Annotated in this window: 24 protein-coding genes, 2 pseudogenes and 1 riboswitch; of the genes and pseudogenes, 14 read left to right on the top strand and 12 right to left on the bottom strand. The window is 62.3% G+C overall.

Annotated features, from left to right (window positions below):
- Positions 1–95: 95 nt before the first annotated feature.
- The 3 genes and pseudogenes from QNJ43_RS04825 (at position 96) to QNJ43_RS04835 (ending at position 1209) form a co-directional block, all read left to right on the top strand.
- Positions 96–471, top strand: a pseudogene (locus QNJ43_RS04825) (DUF983 domain-containing protein).
- Positions 461–1057, top strand: coding sequence for an SURF1 family cytochrome oxidase biogenesis protein (locus tag QNJ43_RS04830; protein ID WP_300467824.1), 597 nt, complete (start codon positions 461–463; stop codon positions 1055–1057). The pseudogene QNJ43_RS04825 and the gene QNJ43_RS04830 overlap by 11 nt, the downstream one beginning before the upstream one ends.
- Positions 1054–1209 carry an SURF1 family cytochrome oxidase biogenesis protein gene (locus tag QNJ43_RS04835; protein WP_300467826.1) on the top strand — a complete coding sequence of 52 codons (156 nt, stop codon included), beginning with the start codon at positions 1054–1056 and terminating at the stop codon, positions 1207–1209. The genes QNJ43_RS04830 and QNJ43_RS04835 overlap by 4 nt, the downstream gene beginning before the upstream one ends.
- Positions 1210–1461: 252 nt before the next feature.
- On the opposite strand, the gene QNJ43_RS04840 is transcribed toward QNJ43_RS04835, so the two are convergent.
- The 3 genes from QNJ43_RS04840 to QNJ43_RS04850 form a co-directional block, all read right to left on the bottom strand.
- A complete protein-coding gene (locus QNJ43_RS04840) occupies positions 1462–1947 on the bottom strand; it encodes a peroxiredoxin (RefSeq protein ID WP_300467828.1) in 486 nt (161 codons plus the stop codon).
- 87 nt (positions 1948–2034) lie between these two features.
- Positions 2035–2925, bottom strand: a complete 891-nt coding sequence (locus QNJ43_RS04845) for a protein-disulfide reductase DsbD domain-containing protein (protein ID WP_300467830.1) — start codon at positions 2923–2925, stop codon at positions 2035–2037.
- 124 nt (positions 2926–3049) lie between these two features.
- A complete protein-coding gene (locus QNJ43_RS04850; protein WP_300467832.1) occupies positions 3050–3646 on the bottom strand; it encodes a TetR/AcrR family transcriptional regulator in 597 nt (198 codons plus the stop codon).
- A gap of 270 nt (positions 3647–3916) precedes the next feature.
- On the opposite strand from QNJ43_RS04850, the gene tsaA reads away from it, so the two are divergent.
- The 6 genes and pseudogenes from tsaA (at position 3917) to QNJ43_RS04880 (ending at position 11822) form a co-directional block, all read left to right on the top strand.
- Positions 3917–4327, top strand: a complete 411-nt coding sequence (tsaA, locus tag QNJ43_RS04855) for a tRNA (N6-threonylcarbamoyladenosine(37)-N6)-methyltransferase TrmO (RefSeq protein ID WP_300467834.1) — start codon at positions 3917–3919, stop codon at positions 4325–4327.
- 238 nt (positions 4328–4565) lie between these two features.
- A pseudogene (locus tag QNJ43_RS04860) lies at positions 4566–5180 on the top strand (YqgE/AlgH family protein).
- Between the two features lie 281 nt (positions 5181–5461).
- A complete protein-coding gene (thrC, locus tag QNJ43_RS04865) occupies positions 5462–6868 on the top strand; it encodes a threonine synthase (RefSeq protein ID WP_300467836.1) in 1407 nt (468 codons plus the stop codon).
- 3 nt (positions 6869–6871) lie between these two features.
- Positions 6872–8203: a pitrilysin family protein gene (locus tag QNJ43_RS04870; protein WP_300467837.1), complete on the top strand. Its 1332-nt coding sequence runs from the start codon at positions 6872–6874 to the stop codon at positions 8201–8203.
- 24 nt (positions 8204–8227) lie between these two features.
- Positions 8228–8872: a GNAT family protein gene (locus tag QNJ43_RS04875; protein ID WP_300467839.1), complete on the top strand. Its 645-nt coding sequence runs from the start codon at positions 8228–8230 to the stop codon at positions 8870–8872.
- Positions 8873–8918: 46 nt separating this feature from the next.
- A complete protein-coding gene (locus QNJ43_RS04880; RefSeq protein ID WP_300467841.1) occupies positions 8919–11822 on the top strand; it encodes an EAL domain-containing protein in 2904 nt (967 codons plus the stop codon).
- A gap of 429 nt (positions 11823–12251) precedes the next feature.
- On the opposite strand, the gene QNJ43_RS04885 is transcribed toward QNJ43_RS04880, so the two are convergent.
- From QNJ43_RS04885 to ispH, 4 genes are read right to left on the bottom strand one after another with little or no spacing between them, the layout of a single operon-like run.
- The gene (locus QNJ43_RS04885) at positions 12252–13133 is read right to left on the bottom strand and encodes a diacylglycerol kinase family protein (protein WP_300467964.1); all 882 of its coding nucleotides are present in this window, start codon (positions 13131–13133) and stop codon (positions 12252–12254) included.
- Positions 13130–13705 carry a ribonuclease HI gene (rnhA, locus tag QNJ43_RS04890; RefSeq protein ID WP_300467843.1) on the bottom strand — a complete coding sequence of 192 codons (576 nt, stop codon included), beginning with the start codon at positions 13703–13705 and terminating at the stop codon, positions 13130–13132. The genes QNJ43_RS04885 and rnhA overlap by 4 nt, the downstream gene beginning before the upstream one ends.
- Complete coding sequence (locus tag QNJ43_RS04895) at positions 13702–14682, bottom strand: homoserine kinase (RefSeq protein WP_300467845.1); 981 nt, start codon at positions 14680–14682, stop codon at positions 13702–13704. Before QNJ43_RS04895 ends, rnhA begins: the two co-directional genes overlap by 4 nt.
- 9 nt (positions 14683–14691) lie before the next feature.
- On the bottom strand, positions 14692–15666 hold the full coding sequence (ispH, locus tag QNJ43_RS04900; protein WP_300467847.1) for a 4-hydroxy-3-methylbut-2-enyl diphosphate reductase: 975 nt from the start codon (positions 15664–15666) through the stop codon (positions 14692–14694).
- A gap of 203 nt (positions 15667–15869) precedes the next feature.
- Here ispH and QNJ43_RS04905 point away from each other — a divergent pair, with 203 nt between their 5' ends.
- From QNJ43_RS04905 to gcvPB, 5 genes are all read left to right on the top strand, one after another.
- Entirely contained in the window at positions 15870–16520 is a 651-nt protein-coding gene (locus QNJ43_RS04905) for a hypothetical protein (protein ID WP_300467849.1), read from the top strand.
- A gap of 130 nt (positions 16521–16650) precedes the next feature.
- A riboswitch (glycine riboswitch) is annotated at positions 16651–16741 on the top strand.
- Between the two features lie 164 nt (positions 16742–16905).
- Complete coding sequence (gene gcvT / locus QNJ43_RS04910) at positions 16906–18051, top strand: glycine cleavage system aminomethyltransferase GcvT (protein ID WP_300467851.1); 1146 nt, start codon at positions 16906–16908, stop codon at positions 18049–18051.
- Positions 18052–18079: 28 nt separating this feature from the next.
- On the top strand, positions 18080–18451 hold the full coding sequence (gene gcvH, locus QNJ43_RS04915; protein WP_300467853.1) for a glycine cleavage system protein GcvH: 372 nt from the start codon (positions 18080–18082) through the stop codon (positions 18449–18451).
- A 164-nt stretch (positions 18452–18615) separates the two neighbouring features.
- Positions 18616–19971 (top strand): aminomethyl-transferring glycine dehydrogenase subunit GcvPA, encoded by a 1356-nt coding sequence (gcvPA, locus tag QNJ43_RS04920; RefSeq protein ID WP_300467855.1) that lies wholly within the window; start codon positions 18616–18618, stop codon positions 19969–19971.
- Positions 19962–21542 (top strand): aminomethyl-transferring glycine dehydrogenase subunit GcvPB, encoded by a 1581-nt coding sequence (gene gcvPB, locus QNJ43_RS04925; RefSeq protein ID WP_300467857.1) that lies wholly within the window; start codon positions 19962–19964, stop codon positions 21540–21542. Before gcvPA ends, gcvPB begins: the two co-directional genes overlap by 10 nt.
- A gap of 178 nt (positions 21543–21720) precedes the next feature.
- Here gcvPB and QNJ43_RS04930 read toward each other — a convergent pair whose 3' ends face one another.
- The 5 genes from QNJ43_RS04930 to QNJ43_RS04950 form a co-directional block, all read right to left on the bottom strand.
- Positions 21721–22521 carry a hypothetical protein gene (locus QNJ43_RS04930; protein ID WP_300467859.1) on the bottom strand — a complete coding sequence of 267 codons (801 nt, stop codon included), beginning with the start codon at positions 22519–22521 and terminating at the stop codon, positions 21721–21723.
- 3 nt (positions 22522–22524) lie between these two features.
- Entirely contained in the window at positions 22525–22812 is a 288-nt protein-coding gene (locus QNJ43_RS04935; RefSeq protein ID WP_300467861.1) for an acyl carrier protein, read from the bottom strand.
- A gap of 21 nt (positions 22813–22833) precedes the next feature.
- Positions 22834–23901, bottom strand: coding sequence for a hypothetical protein (locus QNJ43_RS04940; protein ID WP_300467863.1), 1068 nt, complete (start codon positions 23899–23901; stop codon positions 22834–22836).
- Positions 23902–24364: 463 nt separating this feature from the next.
- On the bottom strand, positions 24365–25519 hold the full coding sequence (locus QNJ43_RS04945) for a site-specific DNA-methyltransferase (protein ID WP_300467865.1): 1155 nt from the start codon (positions 25517–25519) through the stop codon (positions 24365–24367).
- A gap of 178 nt (positions 25520–25697) precedes the next feature.
- Positions 25698–26375, bottom strand: a complete 678-nt coding sequence (locus QNJ43_RS04950; protein WP_300467867.1) for a DNA-3-methyladenine glycosylase I — start codon at positions 26373–26375, stop codon at positions 25698–25700.
- Positions 26376–26428 lie beyond the last annotated feature (53 nt).

The following is a 26428-nucleotide window of genomic DNA, read 5'->3' on the forward strand; positions in this document are numbered from 1 at the left end:
ACGATTCCGACAGCGACGGTTCCCGCCGTCGCTGTCGCCCGGCACGCGCCGAAAATGGCGCCGACCGACCGACCTGCCCGTGAAGGGACATTCCCATGACCAATACCCCGCCCCGTCTGCTGTATCCCCCATTGCCTGCGACACAGACCGGCCTGCGCGGCCGTTGTCCGCGTTGCGGTCAGGGCACAAGCTCTTTGACGGTTTTCTCAACACGGCGAAGCGGTGCGAGGTGTGCGGGCTCGACTTCGAATTCATCGATTCCGGCGACGGCCCGGCCGTCTTCATCATCCTGATCATCGGTTTTCTGGTGATCGTGCCGCCCTTGCGGTGGAGGTGGTCTTCACGCCGCCGATCTGGCTGCATCTGGTGCTCTGGACGCCGCTTACCCTCGGCCTGCTGCGCCCGTTGAAGGGGCTGATGATCGCCCAGCAATACAAGCAAAGCGCGCAGGAAGGCCGGATTGGCGAATAATCCCTCCCGCGCCACGGCGCTGCCCGGCATCCTGCTGCTCGTGGCACTCGCCGTGCTCGTCTCGCTCGGCAACTGGCAGATGCGGCGCCTCGCCTGGAAGCTCGATCTGATCGACAAGGTCGAAACCCGCCTCGGCGCCGACCCCGTCGCCCCGCCCGGTCCCGCAAACTGGAACGGGCTCGATCAGGATGCGATCGATTATCGCCAGGTCCGCCTGGCCGGCCGCTATCTCGACGGCGAGACCCATGTCTTCACCGCGCTGGGCGATCCGAAGGGGCGCTACGGCGGACCGGGCTATTGGGTGATTGTGCCGTTCGAAACGGATGAGGGCTGGACCGTCTTCGTCAACCGCGGTTTCGTGCCCCAGGATCTGAAGGATCCCGCAAAACGTCCGGGCAGCGCCGCGCCTTCGGGTATCCAAACCATTACGGGCACGATCCGTCATGCGGAGACGGACGGTGTTTCGCTGGAGGTGGAACCGGAAAAGAACATCTGGTATCGCCGCGATCAGGCCGAACTTGCCAAGGCGGCGGGGCTCAAGCCCGACGATGTCGCTCCCTACACGATCACCTCAATGCGGGGATGACGCCAAAGGGCGGCCTGCCGCAGCCGGGTGAAACGCAGGTGATCTTCAACAATCCGCATCTCGGCTACGCGATGACATGGTACGGGCTCGCGGCCGGAGCGCTCGGCGTCTTCGTCGTGTTTGCGTTCGGACGGTTGAGGCGGTCCGGGTGAGGGCTGTTTTTCGGAGAAGTTACGGGCTGCGGTGGCGCAGTGCGGATGCCGATCCTTCGAGACGGGCCTGTCGGCTCTCCTCAGGATGATGTTATCGTGTTGTTGTCTTTGAGGAAACTCGCAACAAACTCAAAGTCATCCTGAGGAGGCGCGTCAGCGCCGTCTCGAAGGATCGGTGACCCACACGATCCCGCTAAATCAGCCCCCTGGTAACGGCGGCGAACCGCGATTGGCCCGCCGCCTCGAACCGGCTTACAACTGGTTCAGAATGCCCGCCGCGCCCGAAATGGCGGCCTGGCCCGGGGTGTCTTCCACGTTGAGGGAGGTCACCTTGCCGTCTTCCACGATCATCGAATAGCGCTGCGAACGCATGCCGAGCCCGGCGAGGGAGGCGTCGAGTTCAAGCCCGATATCCTTGGCGAAATCGGCGCTGCCGTCGGCGAGAAAGACGATCTTGCCCTCAGCACCCGTCGCCTTCGCCCAGGCATCCATCACGAAGACGTCGTTGACCGCCGTCACCGCCACCGTGTCGATGCCCTTGCTCTTCAGGGCGCTGAGATTTTCCAAAAAGCCGGACAGGTGATTGTTGTGGCAGGTCGGTGTGAAGGCGCCCGGCACCGCGAAGAGAACGACTTTCTTGCCCGCGAAGATATCGCTCGTGCTGACCTCGCCGGGACCGTCGGCGGTCATGATCTTGAAGGTCGCATCCGGCAGTTGGTCGCCGATCTGAATGGTCATTGAAGTCGTCTCCCTTAAAAAAACAGGCGCTCTTGAATGCGCCGCCGCAAGGGACATAGCGCGCAAGGGCAGGGGCGTCGAGGTGGGCTATTCGAGGGCCGAAAGATCCACCGTCCAGCTCTGATCCGCCGCGTGCGAGCCGTTGACGAGGGTTAGGCGCAAAACGGCCGAATTCGTGTCATGAACGAGCCCTTCGGTCGGCAAGGTGAATATGGCTTTGGCTCCGTCGCGCTCGGCAAGCGTGGGGACGCTGAGATAGGAGCCCTGCGGTCCCTCCACGAACAGATCCGCCGGAGCATCCGCATCGGACAGATGGGCGGTAAAACGGAAGGCAGGTTCGTCGCCGGGCTCCAGGGAGAGAACCGTCACCGACAGCGGATCGCCCGCATCAACTGGTTCCGGAACCCGCGCCTCCGCCGCCGCGATAGCCTGCGCACTCACCGCATCCGCCGGGGCGTCGGGATCGAGTGGAATTTCCAGGCGCGTGGTGACGGGAACGCAGACCTCCCGGCAAAGCCCGAGATTGACATCGGCGACGAGCGTTGCCGGATCGCCCGTACTCTTCATCTTTGCCGTGATCGGCAGAACCGCGCCGCCTTCATAGCCGATGGTGGTGGAATAGGGATCCTCGTGGCGCTCGGGCGCGGGAAAGGCGAGTGCGGTGGAGGCGACATTGTCGGAAGCGGAGAAGTCCGCCGACGTTCCGATGCCGCTGTCGCCGGGAAAGCGCCAATAGGTCTTCCAGCCGGGCTCGGTGCGGATTTCCAGCGCAGCCTTATAGGTTCCCTCTCCATCCGGCACACCGCCTGCCATGATCAGTCGAATTTCGCCGCCCGTGGCTGTGAACCACGGACCGACCCCCGCGAAGGCCGGACCCGACAGCACCATGCCGAGCGCGGCGGCGGAAAGGGCGAGGCGGAAAGTCCGCCTTGCATCCGCGCGGAGGTGGCGTCTGGAAATCTCTGTCGTACCGGTCATCGCTGCGGGTCTCGTTCGCTTTGCTGTCGCTTTTGTGGGGATGCAGCCTAGAGACTGGGCGCGCATGTTCAAGTCGCCTGATCCTCTAGTGGTTTCATTTCCGCGTGACGACGATGACAGGCTCTCAGTCCGGTGCATCCTTTGCACCGCGCAACAGCAGATCGGTCGCGGCGTGCGCATGATCGGCGATTTCCTGCTCCGTCGGCGCTGGGCCGCCCACAGGAACCGTGTTCCTGAACGCAAGCAGCATGGCCGTCCAAAGCCGGACCGCGGTTTCCGGATCGCCCATGGCAAGGCGATCTGCGAAGAAACGGGTCAGCCGGGAGGCGGTATTGTCGGGGCCGACGGTCCGGAAAACCTGCGCCATTTCCGGTGCCGTCGCGCTTTCGCTCACCAGAAGCCGGTAGGTACGAAGGTGCTCCTGCGACAGGTGAGCTCGCATGAACGCGACCGCGAACCGGCTAAGCGTGTCGCGCTCATCCGGCAGGTCAAGATACCGGGAGAAATCCTCGCCTCCATCCTTGCGGATGTGCATTAGCGTGGCCTGAAATAGGTTCATCTTGGAGGCGAAATATCTGTAGACCGTCTGTTTCGTGACGCCCGCAAACGCGGCGATTCTGTCCATGTTCGCCGCGACATAGCCGTCGCTGAGGAAGATCTCGCTCGCGGCATCCAGGATCGCGTGCCGCTTTCTTTCCTTGTTCTGTTCGATCTTGCCCATTTCATCCTGAACTGTCTGATAATCATACTAATTGGTATGATTATATTGACACCTCTGCCGCGTCGCCTCTGCCGCGTCGCCTCTGCCGCGTCGCCTCTGCCGCGTCGCCTCTGCCGCGTCACAATATCCATACTCATGGGTATGATTTCTGATGCTGCCCCGTCAATGCCGAACGCCACCGCAAGCCCCGCGCCTTCACGCCCCGCCACGGCCAAGCGATTCGCATTGTTCGTCCGATTTTCTCGAACAAACCGACAGGCAAGGTGAACCATGACGGCCGAACTGAAATTCATCGGGCATATCGAGACCCCCTACAAGGATCCGAGCGAATGCCCGCGCAACATCAGCCTCGACGGGCCACAATGCACGATCATTCTCGATCCCGACTATCACGAGGGGCTCACCAGCCTTGAGGTCGGACAGCATATTCTGGTGCTCTACTGGTTTGAGAACACGGACAGATCCCGCATGCTGCAACGCCCGGGCGGACGCCCGACGGGCGATCTGCGCGGCACATTCGCCCTGCGCTCGCCCCATCGCCCGAACCCGATTGCTGCTGCGGTCCTGCCGATTGCGGAGATCGGGGAGGGACGGATCACCGTCTATGGGCTCGATTGCTGCAACGGCACGAAACTGCTCGATATCAAACCGGCCATTCACCTGGAGAAACCGACTGAGTGACCGCCCGAGGGCCGATAGGGACAGGGCCGCACCCGCGGCCTTGTCCGTAATTGTCCTTGCTGCCGGGCTTGATGTGGTAACAGGAGACGTAACTGTCTGGCCTGACCCATCAATATGTCTTCACGCGCACTCAGCCTTGGTGACAGGCGCGCCATGAATGCTATCCTGTCTTACCTGTGATCTGCCGCGTCCGGGATGCCTCATGGTCGCGCAGTGCGGGCAAGCAAGGAAGGTGCAAATGGCGTTGGAGACGGGAACGTTTGAACCTGCGGGCGGCTACCTGGACGGTCACATCCTGATTGCGATGTCGGGCATGATGGACGACCGGTTCGAGCGTGTCGTGATCTATTCTGTGCGCCCATTCGGCCGAGGGTGCCATGGGGGCTTATCCTCAACAAGCTCATGAACAATCTTTCCTTCCCCGAATTGCTCTCCCAGCTCGGTATCGTGGGTGAGGACAGCCCGATCCGTCTGCCCGAGGCGGTGGAGACGATGCCGGTTCATCGCGGCGGGCCGGTGGAGACCGGGCGCGGTTTCGTGCTCCATTCCGCCGATCATTTCGTTCAGGACTCCACCATGGCGATCGAGAACGGCATTTGCCTGACCGCCATACTTGAAGTGCTCAAGGCGATCGCCGACGGCAGGGGCCCGGAAAACGTGCTTCTGGCGCTAGGCTATGCGGGCTGGAGCGCGGGGCAACTGGAAAGCGAGATCCAGGCAACCGGGCTGGCTGACCTGTCCGGCGGACGAGGCGCTCGTCTTCGGGGGTGACCTCAACGGCAAATATGACGCGGCTCTCGGTCGGCTCGGTATTGCGCCGGGCATGCTTTCAAGCGACGTGGGCCACGCCTGAGGAGATTTGCGGAGTATTCCTTTCTCGCCGATATCCCATATGGGTGTTATCGGCGTGGAACAGCCGGTGTGTGCGTACGAATTCGGTTTTCGTTCGTCGTCGGTTGATTTAGGGTCGGCGCGAACGCGGCATTACCCGCGTGGACGCTGCGCGGGCGCATCAGACAGTCGCCCGCTGCGCGCGATTGGGGTGTGTAGCGGCGAGCGAACAGGCTCAGCCAATAAAATTGAAACCGGACACGGACTTCATGCATCCAAACCGTGTCGGGGAAGGAAACCGGTTTGAAGTATGTCAGCACGCGCGGCGACGCACCTGAATTGGAATTCACCGACGTTCTGTTGAGTGGCCTTGCCCGCGACGGCGGCCTCTACGTGCCAGCCGAGTGGCCGCAACTGGATCGCGAGACCATCGCGGGGTTTGCGGGCCGGCCGTATCACGAAGTCGCGTTGGAGGTGATTCGTCCCTTCGTCGGCGATGCGATCCCCGAGGACGTACTGGCGACGATGCTGCGCGAAACCTACGAGGGCTTCCGCCACCCCGCCGTCACGCCGCTCGTTCAGGTCGCCGACAATCGTTTCGTGTTGGAGCTGTTTCACGGGCCCACGCTGGCCTTCAAGGACGTGGCCATGCAGCTTCTCGGCAGGCTGATGGATCATGTCCTGGCTGGGCGCGATCAGCGCGCCACCATCGTCGGCGCCACGTCGGGCGACACGGGCGGCGCGGCGATCGAGGCCTTCCGCGGTCGCGAGCGCACCGACGTCTTCATCCTGTTCCCCGATGGCCGCACCTCCGACGTGCAGCGTCGGCAGATGACTACGACGAGCGAGACCAACGTCCACGCCCTGGCGTTGGAAGGCAATTTCGACGATTGCCAGGCCATGCTGAAGGGGATGTTCAATCACTTCTCCTTCCGCGACAAGGTCGGGCTGGTCGGGGTCAATTCGATCAACTGGGCACGCATCGTTGCCCAGGTCGTCTACTATTTCGTGGCAGGCGCCGCCCTGGGCGCGCCGCGCCGGCCCGTCTCCTTCACCGTTCCCACCGGCAATTTCGGCGATATCTTCGCCGGCTACGTCGCAGCCCGCATGGGTCTGCCGATCGAGAAGCTGGTCATCGCCACCAACGTCAACGATATCCTGGCGCGCACGCTGGAAACCGGGCGCTACGAGATGCGCGGCGTGACGGCGACCACCTCTCCCTCGATGGATATTCAGGTCTCCTCCAATTTCGAGCGGCTGCTGTTCGACGTGGCGGGCCGGGATGCGGATGTGGTGAAGCGGCAGATGAGCGGGCTTTCCCAGTCCGGCGCCTTCGATCTTTCGTCGGAAAGTCTGGCCGAGATCCGCAAGCTCTTTGCCGCCGGTCGCGCCGATGAAGCGGCGGTCGCCGACACAATTGCAAAGACCTGGCGCGAGGCGGGCTATCTGGCCGATCCTCATACGGCCGTCGGCCTGTTGGTCGCCGAGGCACAAGGAACATCAACCACGCCGATGATCGTGCTCTCCACTGCGCACCCTGCGAAGTTCCCACAGGCGGTGGAAGCGGCCTGCGGCGTGACACCGGCCCTGCCGGACTGGTTGTCGGATCTGATGGAGCGCAAGGAGCGTTTTGAAGTGGTCGCAAACGATATCGCAACCGTGGAAACGCTCATCGAAGAGCGGGCCCGCGCCGTCTCGGCGGAGGCCTGATCCATGGATGTTCGCATAAGTCATCTCGACAACGGCCTGACCATCGTCACCGATCGCATGCCGCATCTGGAAACGGCGGCCCTCGGCGTGTGGGTGCGGGTCGGCTCGCGCAACGAGACGGAAAGCCAGCACGGCCTGACGCATCTGCTCGAGCACATGGCCTTCAAGGGCACCCGCCGCCGGAGTGCGCGCGACATCGCCGAAGAGATCGAGGCGGTGGGCGGCGAGCTCAATGCATCTACCAGCGTCGAGAACACGGCCTATTACGTGCGGGTCCTGGCGCAGGACGTGCCGTTAGCCGTCGATCTCCTGTCCGACATTCTGGGCAATTCCGTCATCGATCCGCAGGAACTGAAGCGCGAGCAGCACGTCATCCTGCAGGAAATTGGCGGCGTGCAGGATTCGCCCGAAGACTGGGCCTTCGACCTGATGCAGAAAACCGCCTGGCCGGGCCAACCGCTGGGGCGCACAATCCTCGGCACGCCGACGACCGTGCGGGCCTTCACGCCGGAAAGCATCCGCGAATATCTGGATACGCACTACCGGGCGGGCAGCATGGTTCTCTCCGCCGCCGGAAAGGTCGATCACGACGAGATCGTGAAGCTCGCGAAGGAACGGTTCGGGGATTTTCCCACCGGTCCCGGCGTGCCCTTCCTGCCCGCGCAGTATCACGGCGGTGAGAACCGCCGCGTGCGCGACCTGATGGAAGCCCAACTCTTGCTGGGGTTCGAGGGCAAGCCCTACAAGCACCCCGACTATTACACGATCCAGATCCTGGCCGCCGTTCTCGGTGGGGGCATGTCGTCCCGCCTCTTCCAGGAGGTGCGCGAGACGCGCGGCCTTTGCTACGCGGTCTCTTCCTTCCACTGGCCCTTCACCGATACGGGGCTGTTCGGCATCTATGCGGCTTCCGGCGAAGACGATCTGGAAGAGCTGATGCCCGTGCTACTGGGTGAACTCGCGCGCGCAGGCGACGCGATCAAGGAAGACGAAGTCGCCCGCGCCCGGGCCCAGATCCGCGCCTCTCTGATGATGGCGATGGAAAGCCCGGTGATGCGTGCAGGACAGATTGCGCGGCAGATGATGGTCTACGGCTATTGTCTGGAGCCTTCGGAGATCGTGGAGCGGATCGATGCGGTGACGGCCGATGATGTGCGTCGCGTTGCGGCCGAGACCTTCGGCGGCAAGATCCCGACGGTGTCCGCGGTCGGTCCTGTGAGCAAGCTCATGGGTGTCGATGCGATCGGCGAGCATTTGGTTGGCACCACGAAGGCGCAATCCAGGGCAGCGAAAGCAGGCAGCTTCATCGACCTTGGTGCCGGCCGGCACTGCTGATCGGAAACGGAAGGGGGGCGGGCAATGGCACTGCTGGGCTCAATCGGCTACAGCGAACCTAGCCCGATCCTGCGTTGCGAGCGTCTGGTCTTGCGCATGCCGACAATGGCGGACCACGCCGCCTGGGCGACCTTGCGCGAATCCTCCTACGGTTTCCTGAAACCCTGGGAGCCGACCTGGCCGGTCGACGATCTCACCCGCGCCGCCTTCCGTCGGCGGCTGCGTCGCTATCAGCGTGAGGTTCGCAACGACAGCGGCTATCCGTTCTTCGTTTTCCTGCGCGGCAGCGGTGAAATTGTCGGTGGATTAACCCTGTCGAACGTGCGGCGTGGAGTCACCCAGTCCTGCGCGCTCGGCTACTGGGTCGGCCAACCCCATGCGCGGCAGGGATACATGAGCGAGGCGGTCGCCTGTGTGCTCGGCTTCGTCTTTCAGCGGCTGGGCCTGCAGCGTGTGGAAGCAGCCTGTTTGCCCCACAATAACGCCTCAATCGCTCTGTTACGTCGCACCGGCTTCACGCAAGAGGGCTACGCCCGAGCCTATCTGCGCATAGATGCGCAATGGCGCGATCATTTTCTGTTCGCGCATCTGGCTGAAGATCCTGAGTCGCCGGCGTGTCCCCAAGTGGCGAGTGATACCTATGGGGAGAGCGAGAAACATCGCTTGTGAAGGTCCCGGTAAGCCGTTACTTCTTGCCGCCATGTTCGCTTTCCGAATGGAGTTTTTGGTGCATCGTCTGTATCTCGCGCTGATAGCGCTTCTCCTGTTTGGCGTGACCGGCGTGGTAACGCCGGCGCGTGCCGTGGAAGCGATATCGGTGCCGCCGAACGTCAATGCGATCGACCTGACCCATTCCGTCGAACGTTACGTCAATCACGGTGCGAGCCTGCAGGTTTCCACCGCTCCCGGGGCCGACGGCATCGTCCGGCGCATCGAGGTGACCTCGCGCGACGGCTCCAATACCGATTGGATCGTCTTCGCGCTCTCCAATCCCTCCGACGAGCAGATCGACCGTCTGCTGATCTCTCCCTTCTACCGGCTGGTTGGATCGGGTATCGCCTGGCCGGATCTCGGCCGTTCGCGCGTGGCCTCGCTGTCTCCCAGTCAGGGCATCGTGCCGGAACGCATGCCGAGCCCGGAGGCGGACGTTTTCCGAATCACGCTCGATCCCGGCGCCGTCATCACCTTTGTTGCCGAGCTGCGCACCCCCAACGTGCCGCAGCTCTATTTGTGGCAGCCGGAGGCCTACAAGGACAGCGTCAACGCCTACACGCTCTACAAGGGCATCGTGCTGGGCATTTCCGGCCTGCTGGCGCTGTTTCTCACCATCATCGTGGTGATCAAGGGAACCATCATGTTCCCCGCCACCGCTGCGCTTGCCTGGGTGGTGCTCGGCTATCTGTGCATCGATTTCAGCTTCTGGAACCGCGTCTTCGGGATCGGTGCAGGGGGGGAACAGGTTTACCGCGCGGGCGGCGAGGTGTTGCTGGCCGCAAGTCTGATCGTCTTTCTCTATGGCTATCTCAATCTCAACCGATGGCACATTCACTACAGCCATGTCGCGATCGCGGCTCTGGTGCTTTTGCTCGGGCTTTTCGGCATCGCGATCGCCGATCCGGCGATTGCGGCGGGCATCGCCCGGCTGTCGCTGGGCGTGATCGGCCTGCTCGGCTTCGGCGTGGTGCTGGTGCTGGCCTTCCAGGGCTACGACCGGGCGATCATGCTGATCCCGACCTGGGTGCTGTTGCTGACCTGGCTATTCGGTGCAGCGCTGGCAGTGAGCGGCAGCCTCTCCAACAATCTGGTCCAGCCCGCGCTTGACGGCGGCATGGTGCTGATCGTGCTTCTGATCGACTTCACCGTGATGCAGCACGCTTTTGCCGGCGGGGCGCTGGTGCAGGGTGCCATCGGCGACGTGGAGCGCCGCGCGCTGGCGCTGACAGGCTCCGGCGACATGATCTGGGACTGGGATGTCGATCGCGACCGCATCCATACCGCGGGCGAGCTTGAGGCGCTGCTGGCGCTGAAGCCCGGCACGCTGGAAGGCCCGGCGCGCGAATGGCTCGACGTCATCCATCCGCAGGACCGCGACCGCTTCCGCGCGACGCTCGATGCGATCATCGATCAGCGGCGCGGCCGGATTTCGCAGATCTTTCGGCTCAGGTCGGAGGACGGACATTTCCGCTGGTTCCTGCTGCGCGCGCGCCCACTCCTCGGAGCCGACGGCGAAGTGGTGCGCTGCGTCGGTACGCTGCACGACGTGACCGAGCAGAAGACCTTCGAGGAACGTCTGCTGCACGATTCCGTCATCGACAATCTGACCGGCTTGCCCAACCGGCAGATCTTCGTCGACCGCTTCGATGCCGCCATGGTCCGCTATCGGGTGGAAGGCACGGGCCGACCGACGGCGATTGTCCTCGATATCGACGGCTTCAAGCAGGTCAATGACAACCAGGGCATTTCGGTCGGCGATTCCATTCTGCTGACCATGGCGCGCCGTCTGGCCCGTCAACTCAAGGCGCAGGATTCGCTGTGCCGTCTGGCGGGCGACCAGTTCGGCATCGTGCTCCTGTCGGAACAGCAGCCCGACCGGATCGCCGGTTTCGGCGAGGCCTTGCGGCGCACCTTGCGTGCTCCGCTGACATTCGGCGAACACGAGATCTATCTGACCGGCTCCATCGGGCTTGCCATCGGCGACGAGGCCAACACCACGGTGGAAGAGGTCGTGTGCGATGCGGAAATCGCCATGTACCAGGCTAAGATGCTGGGCGGCGATCGGCTCGAGGCCTACCGAGCGACGCTGAAGACCGTGACCGGCGGCCGGGTGGTGCTGGAAAACGATCTGAAATCGGCCATTGGCAACGGCGAGCTGCGCATTCTCTATCAGCCGATCGTTCGCCTGAACGACCGCACGATCGCCGGGTTCGAGGCTCTGGTGCGTTGGCAGCATCCCAAACAGGGGTGGCTTGGTCCGCACGAGTTCATTCCGTTGGCCGAAGAGTCCGGCATCATCAACGAACTCGGGCTCTATGTGCTGGAGCGTGCCGCCCGTCAGCTTGCCTACTGGCAGCAGCAGAGCCAGGAGAACTACCGGCTCTTTACCAGCGTCAACGTCTCCTCGCGCCAGCTCCTGCGCCACGACCTGATCAACGACGTGAAGGCGGTGATGGTGCGCACGGCGCTGACGCCGGGCACGTTGAAGCTGGAGGTGACGGAGTCCCTGGTGATGGAGAACCCGGAATTCTCCGCCAAGGTGCTGGAGCGCCTGCGCTCCTTCGGTGCGGGGCTCTCGCTTGACGATTTCGGCACCGGCTATTCCAGTTTGAGCTACCTGCAGCGGTTCCCCTTCGACACGATCAAGGTCGACCAGTCCTTCGTGCGCAACGACCACCGGAACCACAACGGTGCGGCCCGTCCGGTGATCCTGCGCTCCATCGTGACGCTCGCCCACGACCTCGGCATGGATGTTGTCGCGGAAGGGGCGGAGACAGAATCGGATGCGCTGGAGCTTCTGCAGATGGGCTGCGAATACGCGCAGGGCTTCCTGTACGGCCAGCCCATGCCCGCCGAGGACACAGGCAAGATGCTCGCCAACCAGCTTACGCGCATGCAGGGCTGAGCCCGCGATCAACGTGTTCGAGATGGAGCGCGTGGCCCATCCTTCGAGACGGGCCTGACGACCCTTCTCTCTGTCTGGCCCGCAGTTGATGTTGGGCTATTCCAGCTATAATTCCCTCGTCATTGCCGGCTCCGACCGGCAATCCATGCTGTGCTGTCTCAGTGCGATAAAGGGCTGATATGGATGAAGAAATTGAATTCATTACATGCCGATAGATCACGGAATGGATCCCGACCCAGATCTCGATCATGGGGCCGGGATGATGCGCGGAGAGTATTGCGAGTAAATCGATACCATTTTCGGGGCAGACACTCAGAATGACGTCGTGTGTCGATCGTTTCTTGCTATGGAACAATACGATGACGTCATCCTGAGGAGGCGTCGCAGACGCCGTCTCGAAGGATCGACGGCTTGTTCCGTCGCCTTTTCTCAGGGAACCATCATCGTCATCGAGTGCGGACCCGGCTCGATCGTGATCGGCGTCGTGCCGAAGGGGTCGCCGTCGATCTGTGCGGCGGTGAGGTCAGCCGCGGTGAGCGTGGCGCGGCTGAGCGGGCGCACGATCACATCCCGGCAGCGGTCCATCCGACCTCGCAGAAAGGCAAGGCTCGCCCGGAGCAGCGACGGCACGCGGTCGTCCGTCAGGGCGACGAGATGAAGTCCCGGCTCGCTCACATTCGCATCCCGGCACACCACGAAAGGTCTGCCGTAATGGGCCACCTTGGTGATGACGGCGAGCCGACAGACGATCCGCTCCCCCTTCGTCTCCACCACGATATCGCAATGGCGCGGCCTGAACGCCTGACGCAGAGCGGTGATGACATAGGCGAGCTTGCCGAGCCGTCGCTTCAAAGCGAGCAGTACCGTGTGGACCACGAGAGCATCGAACCCGGCCGATACCATCAGCAAAAAGGGCCGGCCATCGGCCAGCCCATAATGGAGATTTTTAGTACGCCGCCTAAGGATCATGTCGGCGATCGCATCGGGTTTGGACGGCAAACTCAATTCCTGAGCCAGCACGTTCGCCGTGCCGCATGGCACAACGGCGAGCGCCGGTGGAGCAAGGATCGACTGGAACCCGGTCAACGCCTTGTTGATGGATCCGTCGCCGCCCGCGATCACCAGAACGTCCACGGCAAGCTGGGGGTCGGAACAGATCTCGCCGATCCGGCCCGCATGAGCCGTCAGGCGCAATTCCACCGAACGTCCGGCATTGCTCAGCCGCTTGGCGATCCGCTGCAATGCCTTGAGGTTGAAACCGCTCGAGGTCGGGTTGGCGAGGATCAGGGCACGCCGGGTTTCCTCCTTCAGATCGCTGTAAGCGGGGCGGCGGTCTGCGAAGCCGCTCGGCCGCTCGAATCTGCCGCCGGTCGGCGAAGGGGAAACGGGGGTGCCGCCGCTCTTAATGCCGGGGCATCTCCTGAGCCGTTCGAACGGCCGCGGCGCATCTTGAACGGGGCCATGCCGGTGCGGGCCAGTTCGTCGGCGCGTTCGTTTTCCGGGTGGCCCGCATGGCCCTTCAGCCAGTGCCACTCCACGTCATGCCGCCGCCGCGCCTCGTCCAGCGCCTGCCACAGCTCCGCGTTCTTCACCGGCTTCTTGGCGGCCGTCTTCCAGCCGTTCTTCTTCCAGCCGAACATCCACTTGCTGATGCCGTCGCGCACATAGACGGAATCGGTGAAGAAATCGACGGTACAGGAGCGCTTCAGCGCATTGAGCGCCTCGATCGCCGCCATCAATTCCATGCGGTTGTTGGTGGTGTTGGCTTCCCCGCCCTTGAGCTCGCGCTCATGCTTGCCGAAGCGCAGCACCGCGCCCCACCCGCCGGGGCCCGGATTGCCCGAACACGCCCCGTCCGTATAGATCTGCACCCGATCGCTCATGAAGCAATATCCACGGAGCCGAGACCGTAGTCGCTGGCGTTGGTGACATCTCTGTGGAAGCGGAGTTTCTTTATGTATTCCATCGGATCTTTCGGGGTGACCAGAGCACCTTTGGGCACGGTCAGCCAGTCATAGAGACGGGTGAGCAGGAACCGCAGCGCCGCACCCCGCGCCAGAAGCGGCAGGGTATGGAACTCCGCCTCCGTGAAGGGGCGAACGCTCGAATAGCCCTTCAGAAGCGCGCGAGCCTTTGTGACGTTGAAGGATTCGTCCGGCTCGAAGCACCACGCATTCAGGCAGATCGCCACGTCATAGGCGAAATAGTCGGTGCAGGCGAAATAGAAGTCGATGATACCCGACAATTCGTCGCCCAGAAAGAACACGTTGTCGGTGAAGAGATCGGCATGGATCTCGCCGGAGGGCCGATCCTTGGGCCAGTTTTCCTCCAGCATCGACAGTTCGTGTTCGATCTCGCTTGTAAGACCGTGGCAAACCGTGTCGGCGCGATCGCGCGACAGTTCGAACAGCGGTCGCCAGCCATCGATGCTCAGCGCGTTCTTGCGGTGCATGGAGAAGTTCGCACCGGCCAGATGCATCTCCGCCATCGCCTTGCCGAGTTCCTGGCAATGGGTGGCTTTCGCCCGGCGGATCGACATCCCGTTCAGGAAGGTGTAGATCGCCGCCGGCTTTCCCGCCAGCGTGCCGAGCGTCTCACTGTCGAGATTGGCGATCGGCGTCGGGCAGGAGATGTCCGCGGCTGCCAGATGTTCCATCAGGCCGATGAAATAGGGCAGCTCGGCCGGGTTCACGCGCTTTTCGTAGAGCGTGAGGATGTAGTAACCGGCTTCCGTGTGGAGCAGGAAGTTGGAATTCTCCACGCCTTCGGCAATGCCTTTGAAGGCGAGAACGGAACCGATGTCGTAATGGGAGATGAAAGCGGCTAGCGCTTCGTCGGGAACGTCCGTATATACGGCCATGAATCTATGTCACTCGGCGGCGGCGATCCGGAGTTCGCGGGGCAGGTTGAAGGCGATCGTTTCCTCCGCCGTGCGCACCGTTTCCACGGTGACGTCGAAGCGGGCGGCGAAGGCCTCGATGATTTCCTCCACCAGCACCTCCGGCGCCGATGCTCCGGCGGTGACGGCAAGTGTCGATATGCCGGAAAAGGTCGTCCAGTCAATGTCCTCGGCGCATTGGAGGAGAACGGAATGAGGGCAGCCCGCCCGTTCCGCCACTTCGCGCAGGCGCTGCGAGTTGGAGGAATTCGGCGCGCCGACCACAATCATCGCATCGGCCCGCGGTGCGACCTCCTTCACCGCCTCCTGGCGGTTGGTCGTGGCGTAGCAGATATCGTCCTTGTGCGGGGCGACGATATCGGGAAAGTGCTCGCGCAAGGTGGCGACGACGGCGCTGGTGTCGTCGACCGACAGCGTCGTCTGGGTGATCCAGGCGAGATTGTCCGGATCTCTGGGCTGGGAGGCGCGCGCATCCGCCTCCGTCTCGATCAGGGAGACGATGCCTTCGGGCAACTGCCCCATCGTGCCGATCACCTCCGGATGTCCGGCATGGCCAATCAGCACGATATCGCGCCCGCGCTTGTGATGGATCTGCGCTTCCTTGTGCACCTTGGAGACGAGTGGGCAGGTCGCATCGAGAAAGAACATGTTGCGCGCAGTCGCATCGGCGGGAACCGATTTCGGCACCCCGTGCGCGGAGAAGATCACCGGCCGGTCGCCCGCCGGAATCTCGTCCAGTTCCTCCACGAAGACCACGCCCTTGGCGCGCAGGCCTTCCACCACGAACTTGTTGTGCACGATTTCGTGGCGCACGTAGACCGGCGGGCCGTATTTTTCCAGCGCTAGTTCTACGATCTGAATCGCCCTGTCGACGCCCGCGCAAAAACCGCGCGGAGCGCACAGCAGCACCGTCAATTTCGGCTTTGCAGTGCTTTCATCGGCCATCGGGTGTTCCTTGTGCGTTTCTGAAAGGCAATAGAGGAATGTGACCGTTACATGTCAAGAGTTGGGAAAAACTCAAGCCCTCTCGATTGCCTGTCTCCGTGCTTCCGTTCCCATATTGCCTGACTGTCGCCAAACTCGCGATGCCCTGATATAGAGGCAAGCTTGTACGGACGGAACCGACGGTTCGGCGTCCGGTTTGCGTCATGGTTCATTCGACGGGTGGTACGATGCGGTTGAGGATCTCGGGACGGTTTCTGGCAGCGCTGACGGGCGTGCTTTGTGTGGCTTCGCTGGCCGGATGCGGCAGCATCTCCAAGCTCACCGGAGGGTCGCAAGATTCTGCCCCCAGCAGCAGTCGCAGCGGCGACGACAGCTTCACCAAGACTTTCCTGTCCGGCGGCGGAACGACCGGGCCGGATGTCGATCCCTCCATCTTCGCCTCTCAGGTCGCCTGCCCGCCCATCGAAGTGCGCGCCGATACCTACCTGCTGGCCGTCTATGAGCGCGGCAAGGAAGATGATCCCCAGGCGCTGAAGTACCAGGGCTCGATCCGCAAATATGCGCGTGAATGCGATCGCCTGCCCAACGGCGAACTGGCGATCAAGGTCGGCGTTTCCGGCCGCGTCGTCGCCGGACCGGTTCCCACCAAGGGCCCCGTGGTCCTGCCCGTTCGCATTGCCGTGACTGGCGCTGACAACAAGGTTCTGGTCTCCCAGCTTGTTCTCATCGAGGTTGGACTGGCGGAATCCGACGGTTCGGTCGGTTGGGCGCGCGTCGTGGATGACATCCGCGTGCCAGCGGAAGGCGCGAGCAGGGTCTATGTCGGTTTCGACAATAAATCTTCAAAGCGTTGATAGTCAACGATAAAAGTTTGAAATTGCGGGAATTGCCGACGAAAGGGCAAGGTGTCGGCAATTGACTCCCGCCTCAGGCCTCTGGATTATGCCTGCCGCCGACGGCAGGTCGCGAGTCGGCGCCGATGGAAATGGCCAAGCGGGAGAGATCGGAATTATTCTCCGGCGCCGAAGGAGCAACCGCCCCGGAAACTCTCAGGCAAAAGGACCGCAGGGCAAGCGACACTCTGGAAAGCGGCCGCGCAGGATGCGTGACGGCTCACCGAAGGAAGTAACCGGCACCCGCCATAGGGGCGGACCGGGAAATCTCTCAGGTACTCGGACAGAGGGGGCGCGAGTGGATTTTTCCATATCGCCCCCGTGACTCTGGACCGAAGGTGAGCTTATGGCCGATCCCGCCGCGAGCGAAACGCTGCTTCAAACGCCGCTGTATGATCTTCATGTGGGGCTTGGCGCCCGTATGGTGCCCTTTGCCTGCTACGACATGCCGGTGCAATTCGAAGGCATCATCGCCGAACATACCTGGACGCGTGAAAACGCCGGTCTGTTCGACGTTTCCCACATGGGTCAGGCCTTCCTCATCGGCCCCGATCACGAGACCATCGCGAAAGCGCTGCAGGCGATCGTGCCCTCCGCCATCACCACGCTGAAGCCGGGCCGCGTCCGTTACACGGTGCTGCTGAATGGCGAAGGCGGCATCGACGACGACCTGATGGTCACCCGGCCCGCGGAAGAGGGGACGGACGGCCGTCTGTTCCTCGTCGTCAACGCCGCGCGCAAGGATGTCGATTTCCCGATGATCGCGGCCGCGATGCCCGAGGGCGTGCGGCTGGAAATCCTGGACGATCGCGCGCTGATCGCGTTGCAGGGTCCGAAGGCGGCGGAAATGCTGGTCAAGCACGTGCCGGGTGTCGACGAGATGGCTTTCATGTCCTCCATGGATGCGGCCTTCGACGGTCTCGACGTCAAGGTTTCTCGCTCCGGCTACACGGGCGAGGACGGCTACGAGATCTCGGTTGCCGCCGGTACTTCTGAAGCCGTGGCCCGCGCGCTTCTCTCCCATGACGAGGTCAAGCCGATCGGTCTTGGCGCCCGTGACAGCCTGCGCCTGGAAGCGGGCCTGTGCCTCTACGGTCACGACATCGACGAGACGACCTCTCCGGTGGAAGGCGACATCACCTTCGTGATGCAGAAAAGCCGTCGCGAGGCGACCGATTTTCCCGGTGCGGCCCGCATCATGAAGGAATTCAACGAAGGCGCGTCGAAAAAGCGTGTCGGCTTCCGTCTGGAAGGCCGTGCTCCGGCGCGCGAAGGCGCGGACGTGCTTTCTGAAGACGGCACGAAGATCGGCCACCTCACGTCTGGCGGCTTTGCCCCGAGCGTCGGCGCCCCGATCGCCATGGGCTATGTCGATGCCGCTCACGCGGAAGTAGGCACGCCCGTGAAGATCGTCGTGCGTGGGCGTGAACTGGCGGCATCGGTTGCCGCCATGCCTTTTGTCGAACAGCGTTACTACCGCAAACCCGCCTGAGAACGGCACCTCCCAGGGAGAGAAGAAAATGACTACCTACTATTCCAAGGATCACGAATGGGTCGCCGTTGAAGGCGATACCGCCACTATCGGCATCACGGACTACGCCCAGAGCCAGCTCGGCGACGTCGTCTTCCTCGAGCTGCCGGACGTCGGCAAGACGCTCGCCAAGGGCGACGAAGCGGCCGTAGTGGAATCGGTCAAGGCCGCTTCCGAGGTCTATGCGGCGATTTCCGGCGATGTCAGCGAAGCCAACGACGCGCTGGCCGACGAGCCCGCGAAGGTCAACGAGGACCCGGAAGGGGCTGCGTGGTTCATCAAGATGACCATCGCCAACAAGAGCGAGCTTGACGAACTGATGGACGAGGTCGCCTACAAGGCGTTTCTGGAAACGCTGTAAGGCGCGTCCTTTCCGCGCGCCTTGCCCGATCAATTCACGGATGCGCTTCGCCCGTCAGGGGGGCGTCGGTGCATCCGGGATTCCCGGGCCGACACGGATGAAGGCGGTAAACGGCGGGCGTGCCGCGCATTGCACCGCGCCCAACAGAAAACGGATATTATTCTATGCGTTATCTTCCTTTGAGCGATCAGGATCGCGACGACATGCTGGCATGCATCGGTGTCAAGTCGATCGATGACCTGTTCGCCGATATCCCCGAAGTGGCCCGGCTGACCGCCCCGATGGATCTGCCGCGGCGCAAGAGCGAGCTTGAGGTGGAACGCCATCTCTCGCGCCTCGCCGCCAAGAATGTTCCAGCTTCCGACGTGCCTTTCTTCGTCGGCGGCGGTGCCTACAAGCACCACGTGCCGGCGACGGTGGATCACCTGATCCAGCGCTCCGAATTCCTGACCTCGTATACGCCGTATCAGCCCGAGATCACCCAGGGCACGCTGCAGGCGCTGTTCGAGTTCCAGACTCAGATCGCCGATCTGACCGCCATGGATGTGGCCAACGCCTCCATGTATGATGGCTCCACGGCCGCTGCCGAAGCGGTGCTAATGGCGCACCGGGTGACCCGGCGCAACAAGGCGGTGATCTCCGGCGGCGTGCATCCGCATTACCGGGCGGTGATCCGCACCACGTCGGAACTTGCCGACGACACGTTCGACATCCTGCCCGCCGATCCGATGGGCACGAAGGACATCCTTTCGCGCATCAACAAGGAAACCTCCTGCGTCGTCGTGCAGTCGCCGTCCTTCTTCGGCCAGTTGATCGATCTGCAGCTGATCGCTGACAAGGCGCACGAATGCGGCGCGTTGCTGATCGCGGTCTTCACCGAGGTCGTCTCGCTCGGCCTGATCGAGCCGCCGGGCACTCAGGGCGCGGATATCGTGGTGGGTGAAGGCCAGTCCATCGGCAATCCGCTGACCTTCGGCGGACCCTATGTCGGCCTCTTCGCCACGCGGCAGAAATACGTTCGCCAGATGCCGGGACGGCTGTGCGGCGAAACGGTGGATGCCGACGGCAAGCGCGGCTTCGTGGTGACATTGTCGACCCGCGAGCAGCACATCCGCCGCGAGAAGGCGACGTCCAACATCTGCACCAATGCCGGGCTGTGCCAGCTCGCCTTCACCATTCACATGACGCTGCTCGGCAAGACGGGCTTCGAGAAACTGGCGCTCGCCAACCACGCGGCCGCCGTGAAGCTGGCGGAAATGCTTGAGGGCATCGACGGGGTGGAGCTTCTCAACGATGCCTTCTTCAACGAGTTCACTCTTCGCCTCAAGGGCAAGGACTCCGAGGCTGTGGTCAATACGCTGGCCGAAAAGGGCATCATGGCCGGTGTCCCGGTCAAGCGGATCGATCCGATTTCCGAGGGCGTCGGCGACCTGCTAGTCGTGGCTGCCACCGAGATTAACACCGACGAGGACCGCGCCGCCTTTGCCGCCGCGCTGAAGGAGGTGCTGGCATGGGCATGAACAGTCAGGGCCGTCTGAGCACGCCTGCGGAGACGGCAGCCGTTGCCGAGCACAAGACGTTCACCGGCAACAAGGCGCTGCAGATCGAGGAGCCGTTGATCTTCGAGATCGGTCGCAACGAGGTGACCGGCGTCGATATCGACGTGCCGCTCGACTTCAAGCCGCGTCTGGGCTCCCACCGCCGCAAGCAGCCGATCGACCCGCCGGGGCTGTCGGAGCCGGAGGCGATGCGCCACTACGTGCGGCTTTCGCAGAAGAACTGCGCCATCGACATGGGGCTCTATCCACTGGGCTCCTGCACGATGAAGCACAACCCGCGGCTCAACGAGAAGATGGCGCGGCTTCCCGGGTTTGCCGATGTGCACCCGTTGCAGCCGTTGTTCACGGTTTCCGGCGCGGTTGAGCTGATCGCGGAGCTTGGCAAGTGGCTGCTGGTCACCACCGGCATGGCCTCCGTCGCCATGAGCCCGAAGGCCGGCGCCCACGGTGAGCTGTGCGGCATGATGTCGATCAAGGTCGCACTCACCGCGCGCGGCGAGACCCGCACCAAGGTTCTGGTGCCCGAAAGCGCCCACGGCACCAATCCGGCGACCGCGGCCCTTCTCGGCTACAAGGTCGTGACCATCCCCGCGCGCGAGGACGGCACTGTCGATCCGGCGTCCGTTCGCGAGCTGCTGGACGATCAGGTCGCCGCGATCATGCTGACCAACCCGAACACGTGCGGGCTGTTTGAGCGTGACATCAAGGAGATCGCCGACGCCGTCCACGAGGCGGGCGCCTATTTCTACTGCGATGGCGCGAACTTCAACGCCATTGTCGGCAAGGTGAAGCCCGGCGAACTCGGCGTCGACGCTATGCACATCAACCTGCACAAGACCTTCTCCACCCCGCATGGCGGCGGTGGACCGGGTGCCGGTCCCGTTGTGCTGTCGGAAAAGCTCGCCCCGTTTGCGCCCGTGCCTTACGTGCGTTTCGAGGGTGATACGGCGGAATTCGTCGAGACCCGCGCCAAGGCCAAGGAGCACGGCGATACGCCGTTTGGGCGCATGACCGCCTTCCACGGTCAGATGGGCATGTTCATCCGCGCGCTCTCCTTCATGCTGAGCCACGGCTGCGACGGCCTGAAACAGGCCTCCGAGGATGCGGTGCTGAACGCCAACTACATCCGCGCCAGTCTTCAGGACCTGATGAGTCTGCCCTTCGGCAAGCGTCCGAACATGCACGAGGTGCTGTTCGACGACAGCTTTCTGAAGGATACGGGCGTCACCACCCTCGATTTCGCCAAGGCGATGATCGACGAGGGCTACCACCCGATGACCATGTACTTCCCACTGGTCATCCACGGGGCGCTGCTGATAGAGCCGACGGAATCGGAAAGCCTGGCGAGCCTCGACCTGTTCGTCGCCACGCTGCGCGATCTGGTCATGAGCGCCAAGCGCGGCGAGACGGAACGCTTCACCGGCGCGCCCTATCACAGCCCGCGCCGTCGGCTGGACGAAACGGCTGCCGCCAGAAAGCCGATCCTGAAATGGGTTCGGCCGGAACCGGCCACCGCCGAAGCCACGGAATAGCATCCGTCCTGTCCCGGGGTGCCGGGGCAGATTGAGCCCGAATGCACGAAATCCCGCCTTTCCGCATAAAACGGGGAGGCGGGATTTTCTATGTGTTGAGTGAGCTGGGGCTCCCGGGAGGCAATAACGGAGATGATTTGCCGAGCTACGGCTTTGCTTCGGTGCCGCGCCACCGTCGTCAGGCGGCGCTCTCCGTCATCCCGGAGGACTGCTCGCCTGCTTCGACCCGAGGCCAATCGCTGCTGATGCGGCCGGTGCGGCTGAAATAGGCGGCGGCATCGTTCACGAACGTCGCCAGTCTGGCGATCGTCAGCTGGAGGAAATATCCGCCGTGGTCGGCCGCCAGGAGCCCCCAGGAGGCATTCCGGGTCAGCGTCTGCGAGTGGGCAACCGAATCGCGCGCAAAGCGGAACGGATTGTAGTTGCTCTGTCGCCCGAACATCAGGAAGACCGGGCCGTCGAAGCGCTTGCGCAGCGTATATTCCAGCACTAGCAATAGCGGTCGCATTCCCCGTTGCTCCAGATAGCGGATCGCCATGATCTCGGCGATCGCTGCCGCCTGACAATTGACCGCGATAATGGGCGATTTCGGAAGGTGGATCTGAAGCAGGGCTTTCAGATAGGTCTCGGCCAGGTGCTCCATGTAGCCGATGTTGGTTGCCCACGTGTCGACGAAACGGGAGAACGAGATCATGCCATAAAGCGGCTGCTCGGGATCAAGCACACGGGCAAGCAGGACCGGCTCGACCCAGTTGTTGAAGCACCAGAATATCGGCCGCCGCGACCCGGAACGGTTGAACACCAGAAAAGATCCGATCCTCTCGCCGCCCGCGCCTTCAACCCGCGCCATGTCAACTGACACCCGTGACACGATTCCGGCGACGACGGTTTGCTCGCTTTCGCAAAGCGGCGTTCGGGAAAGCATCTCGGGGACAGCCTCCCAGAAGCTGAAGGCGTCGCGGTCGGTCCCGGCCTGCATAGCCTACGCCGCCGGGGTCTTGCAGATGAGATCCGCGACTTCGACGAGGGACTTGTCGGCATTGAGGAAAAGCTCCGGGTGAACCGGTACTGAAAATCGCTTTTCCAGATCCACGGCCATCATGACCGAGTCAACGGAATCCAGGTCGAATTTCGTCAGGGGCACGTTCACGTCGACAGCTTCGGAACTCTCACTGAGCGCCGTGGCGACGTGGAGGTGCAGCCAGTGGACAACCTCATCGCGGTCGGGTTTGGGGGGCGTTTGCAAGGATAGCTCCTGGATGATGGACACGTGCGGCCCGAGGGATTCGCGTCATGTGGCGAGTTCGATCAGTCGGTCGACGAGGGGGGAGAGGACATCGATCTTCTCGCCTCCCCATGGGTAGTAGTAGGTCGCCGCGCAGGGACTGGCGTTGACCTCGAGGATCCAGTGATTGTCGTCGCTCGGAGCTTCGCGCCTGTCGCGCAGGATGACGTCGATCCCGGCGAACTGAAGGCTCGGGAAGAGATCGCAGGCTTGTGCCATGAGGTCGAGGTAGCCGGGATGAACCTTATCCAGGCAGTTGATCGAGACGGTGCCCGCCGACCCGTTGCTGACACGGCTGAAGCGCACAACCTCGCCTTTTTCGGGGATGTTCTCCGGGGCGTAACCCTGCAGGGCGAGGGCGCAGCACATGTCGTCGTCGTTTATGTCGAGTTCGGTGTGGAGCGGCAGGTTCCGTTCCCGCCGTTCCGCATTCAGCGCTTTCAACAGGTCGGCGACCGTGGATTTTCCGTCGCCGGTTGCCCGCGGCGGGCAAAGCACCTTGACCGCGACGACATGCGGGCGGACGTAGAAAAAGCGGTGAACGGCGCCCTCGACGCTCTGCTCCACGAGGATCCTGCAATAGCGTGCGGCGACCCGGTACAGTGCCGCATTGTACCAGCGCCGTTCCGTAATCCGGGGAAAGGTGCAGTCGCCGTGAGACCCGTTGTTCGGCTTGACGCAGAGCGGCTTGGGCAACTTGCCGAACGCGGCGCGTGCGTCCTGGATGTTCTTGCGCCGGAAAACCTTCCCGCGCGGGGTGCTGAACCCGTGGCGGGCCAGCATCTCCTTCGTTCCGTTCTTGTCGGCAATCAGGGCGTCGTCGTCTTCGCTCAGGTAGCGTTCGAGCCGATCCCAGCGATCGCGGCCGCGTTCCAGCAGGTGCCCGTCATGGAAGAGATATTCCTGCCCTCCGATTTCGAAACTCAGCCAACGCCTTGGCTCCGGGTCTCTCGGGCTGTAGCCGAGGTTCTCGTAGTGACTGGCAATGCCTCTGGATGTCAGCAGGCTTTGCAGGACGGAGGATACGACGTCGGCGGCAGCAGTGCCGATATCCGCGGCGGGCAGGGGAAACATGGGAACTGAGGCTCGATTGGGCGGACAAATTATGAATGCCGCACAGGCGATGACATGCCTCCGAAAGTAGTAAAAAATATCAGAAGTCAATATTCATATGTAAATATTGGTATTTGTAAGAATTTTAAGATTTGAAATACACGTAAAAATTGATGGGTAGATTGATTAGTTATATTAATTAGAAATTAATATAAAAAATAGTTAAGAAGAAAATATCGTAATAATATTTGTATATATAGAAAAATAATGCGGAAGATGCATTATTTGCTTGAAATAGGAGATTTTTAGCTGAGTTCGTCATCGTTGATGACGACATATTCCGCATCAACGTCATATCCGTCGCGATAGACGTGCGCGGATCAGCTTGTGCGTTGGGTTTCCCAAACAAACGCCCCCTCACCGTTGCGGGCGAAGGGGTGTTCATGTTCGCGGGGATGCGAACGGCCAGCGTGCCTGTTACTCATTACCGCGGCATGCTGGATCTGATTTCCTGGCGCAGCGTATCGATCGGCTCCAGAACGTTGCCGCGCGCGAAATGCCAATAGGTCCATCCGTTGCAGGCCTCGGCGCCCTGAACGAGCGCGCCGACCTTGTGGATCGAGCCGGTGAACTCGCCGGAAACGAGAGAGCCGTCGGCCCGCACCACCGCGCGGTGCTTGCCGCGCGAACAGGTCAGTTCTGTGCCCGGCTTCAGGAGCTCCGCCTCCAGCAATGTGCCGAAGGGAATGCGCTTTTGCGCGCGCTTGCCCTTGGTGATCTCCAGCATCTCGCCTTCGCCCGGCTCGATTGCTGCGATGCGCTTTTCCGCAGCCTCGATATAGCTGCGCTGGCGCTCCACGCCGACGAAGTGACGGCCGAGTTTTTTTGCCACCGCCCCGGTCGTGCCGGTGCCGAAGAAGGGATCGAGCACCACATCTCCCGGATTGGTCGAGGACAGCAGCACGCGATAGAGCAGCGTTTCCGGCTTCTGGGTCGGGTGGACCTTTTCGCCGTTCTCGTCCTTCAACCGCTCGCCGCCGGTGCAAAGCGGCAGATGCCAGTCAGAGCGCATCTGAAGGTCGTCGTTGAACGACTTCAGCGCCTCATAATTGAAGGTGTAGCCCTTGGCGTCCTTGGACGGTGTCGCCCAGATCATCGTCTCGTGGGCATTGGTGAACCGTTTGCCGCGGAAGTTCGGCATCGGGTTCGACTTCAGCCAGACGACATCGTTCAGGAGCCAGAAGCCCAGATCCTGTATCTTCGCGCCGACGCGGAAGATGTTGTGATAGGAGCCGATGACCCACAGCGTCCCGGTCGGCTTGAGAACGCGTTTCACGGCGAGCAGCCAGGCTCGTGTGAAGGCGTCATAAGCTTCGAAACTGGCGAATTGATCCCAGGCATCATCGCACGCGTCGACCTTCGAGTGGTCGGGCCGGTGAAGATCGCTGCCGAGCTGAAGATTGTAGGGCGGGTCCGCGAAGACCACGTCCACCGAATGCTTCGGCAGCTTCTCCAACGCCGCGACGCAGTCGCCAACGAGGATGGTGTCGAGCCAATCCGGCTTACGGTCGGAACCGGTGCCGGGAAGAGAGGGGTAGCGGGGCGCCGTTGCCGACGCCCCTGTACGCAGTACACTCATTGCGACGCAATACCTTACGCAATTACGAGTGTTATGGTTACCGGATTAGGTAAATCGAGTGTTAAAGACGAAGGAAAAATTTTATTTTTAATCAATCATTTATTTATGGAAGTTAAACTTCCTGACTAAATTGTTAAGCGCCTGTAAAACAACCGGGCGTTTAACACGACGTCCGCCTTCATTCCTCGACCGACAGCGCCAGAACCTGGCTCACCTGCATCATCGGACGGCCGGATTCCCGGACCCAGCCATTAAACGCGCCCTGGACCGAGGTCAGTGCGTGGCGGGAAAAGACGGCGCGTTCGACAACCTTTTCGCGAGCGAGAGCGGCAATGACGGAGGTGCTCAGGATGAAGCCGTCGCGGCCCATGAAGCGCAGCGCACGCTGCCCCGTCGTTCCGCCCAGTCGGCTGCCCTTGTGTTTCATGAGATCCGTCAACCCGATGTGATCGGCAACCGGCCAGCGTCCGAGCAGCTCCGCCGCCGAGCCGTGTTCGTCCGCCAGCTCGCACAGCATTGCCGCGTTGTCGCGCACCGACATGATCTTCACCGCGTTGCGCACCATCCGCTTGTCGGAAAGAAGAGCGTCGAGATCGTCATCCGACATCATCGCGCAGCGCCTGGGGTCGAAATTCCACAGCGCCTCCTCGAAGCCCGGCCATTTGGCTTCGATTACCTTCCATGAGAAACCTGCCTGGAAAACGCATTTGGAAATCATCGACAGCCAGCGGTCATCAGGAATGGCAGCGAGTTCGTCGGGTGCTTTGGGAACCAGATCCGCGATTTTCGCCTCCACGGCTTCGTTACCGTCGTGCCGTTTGGCAGCCAGTTCGAAGATCTCGTCGAAGCTGTTCATAGTGCTCCTCAATTCAGATTAAACGCTCGCGTTCCGGTGGAGAACGCTTGACC

Origin of the sequence: Breoghania sp. (assembly GCF_030066895.1) — a bacterium.
GTDB lineage: Bacteria > Pseudomonadota > Alphaproteobacteria > Rhizobiales > Stappiaceae > Breoghania.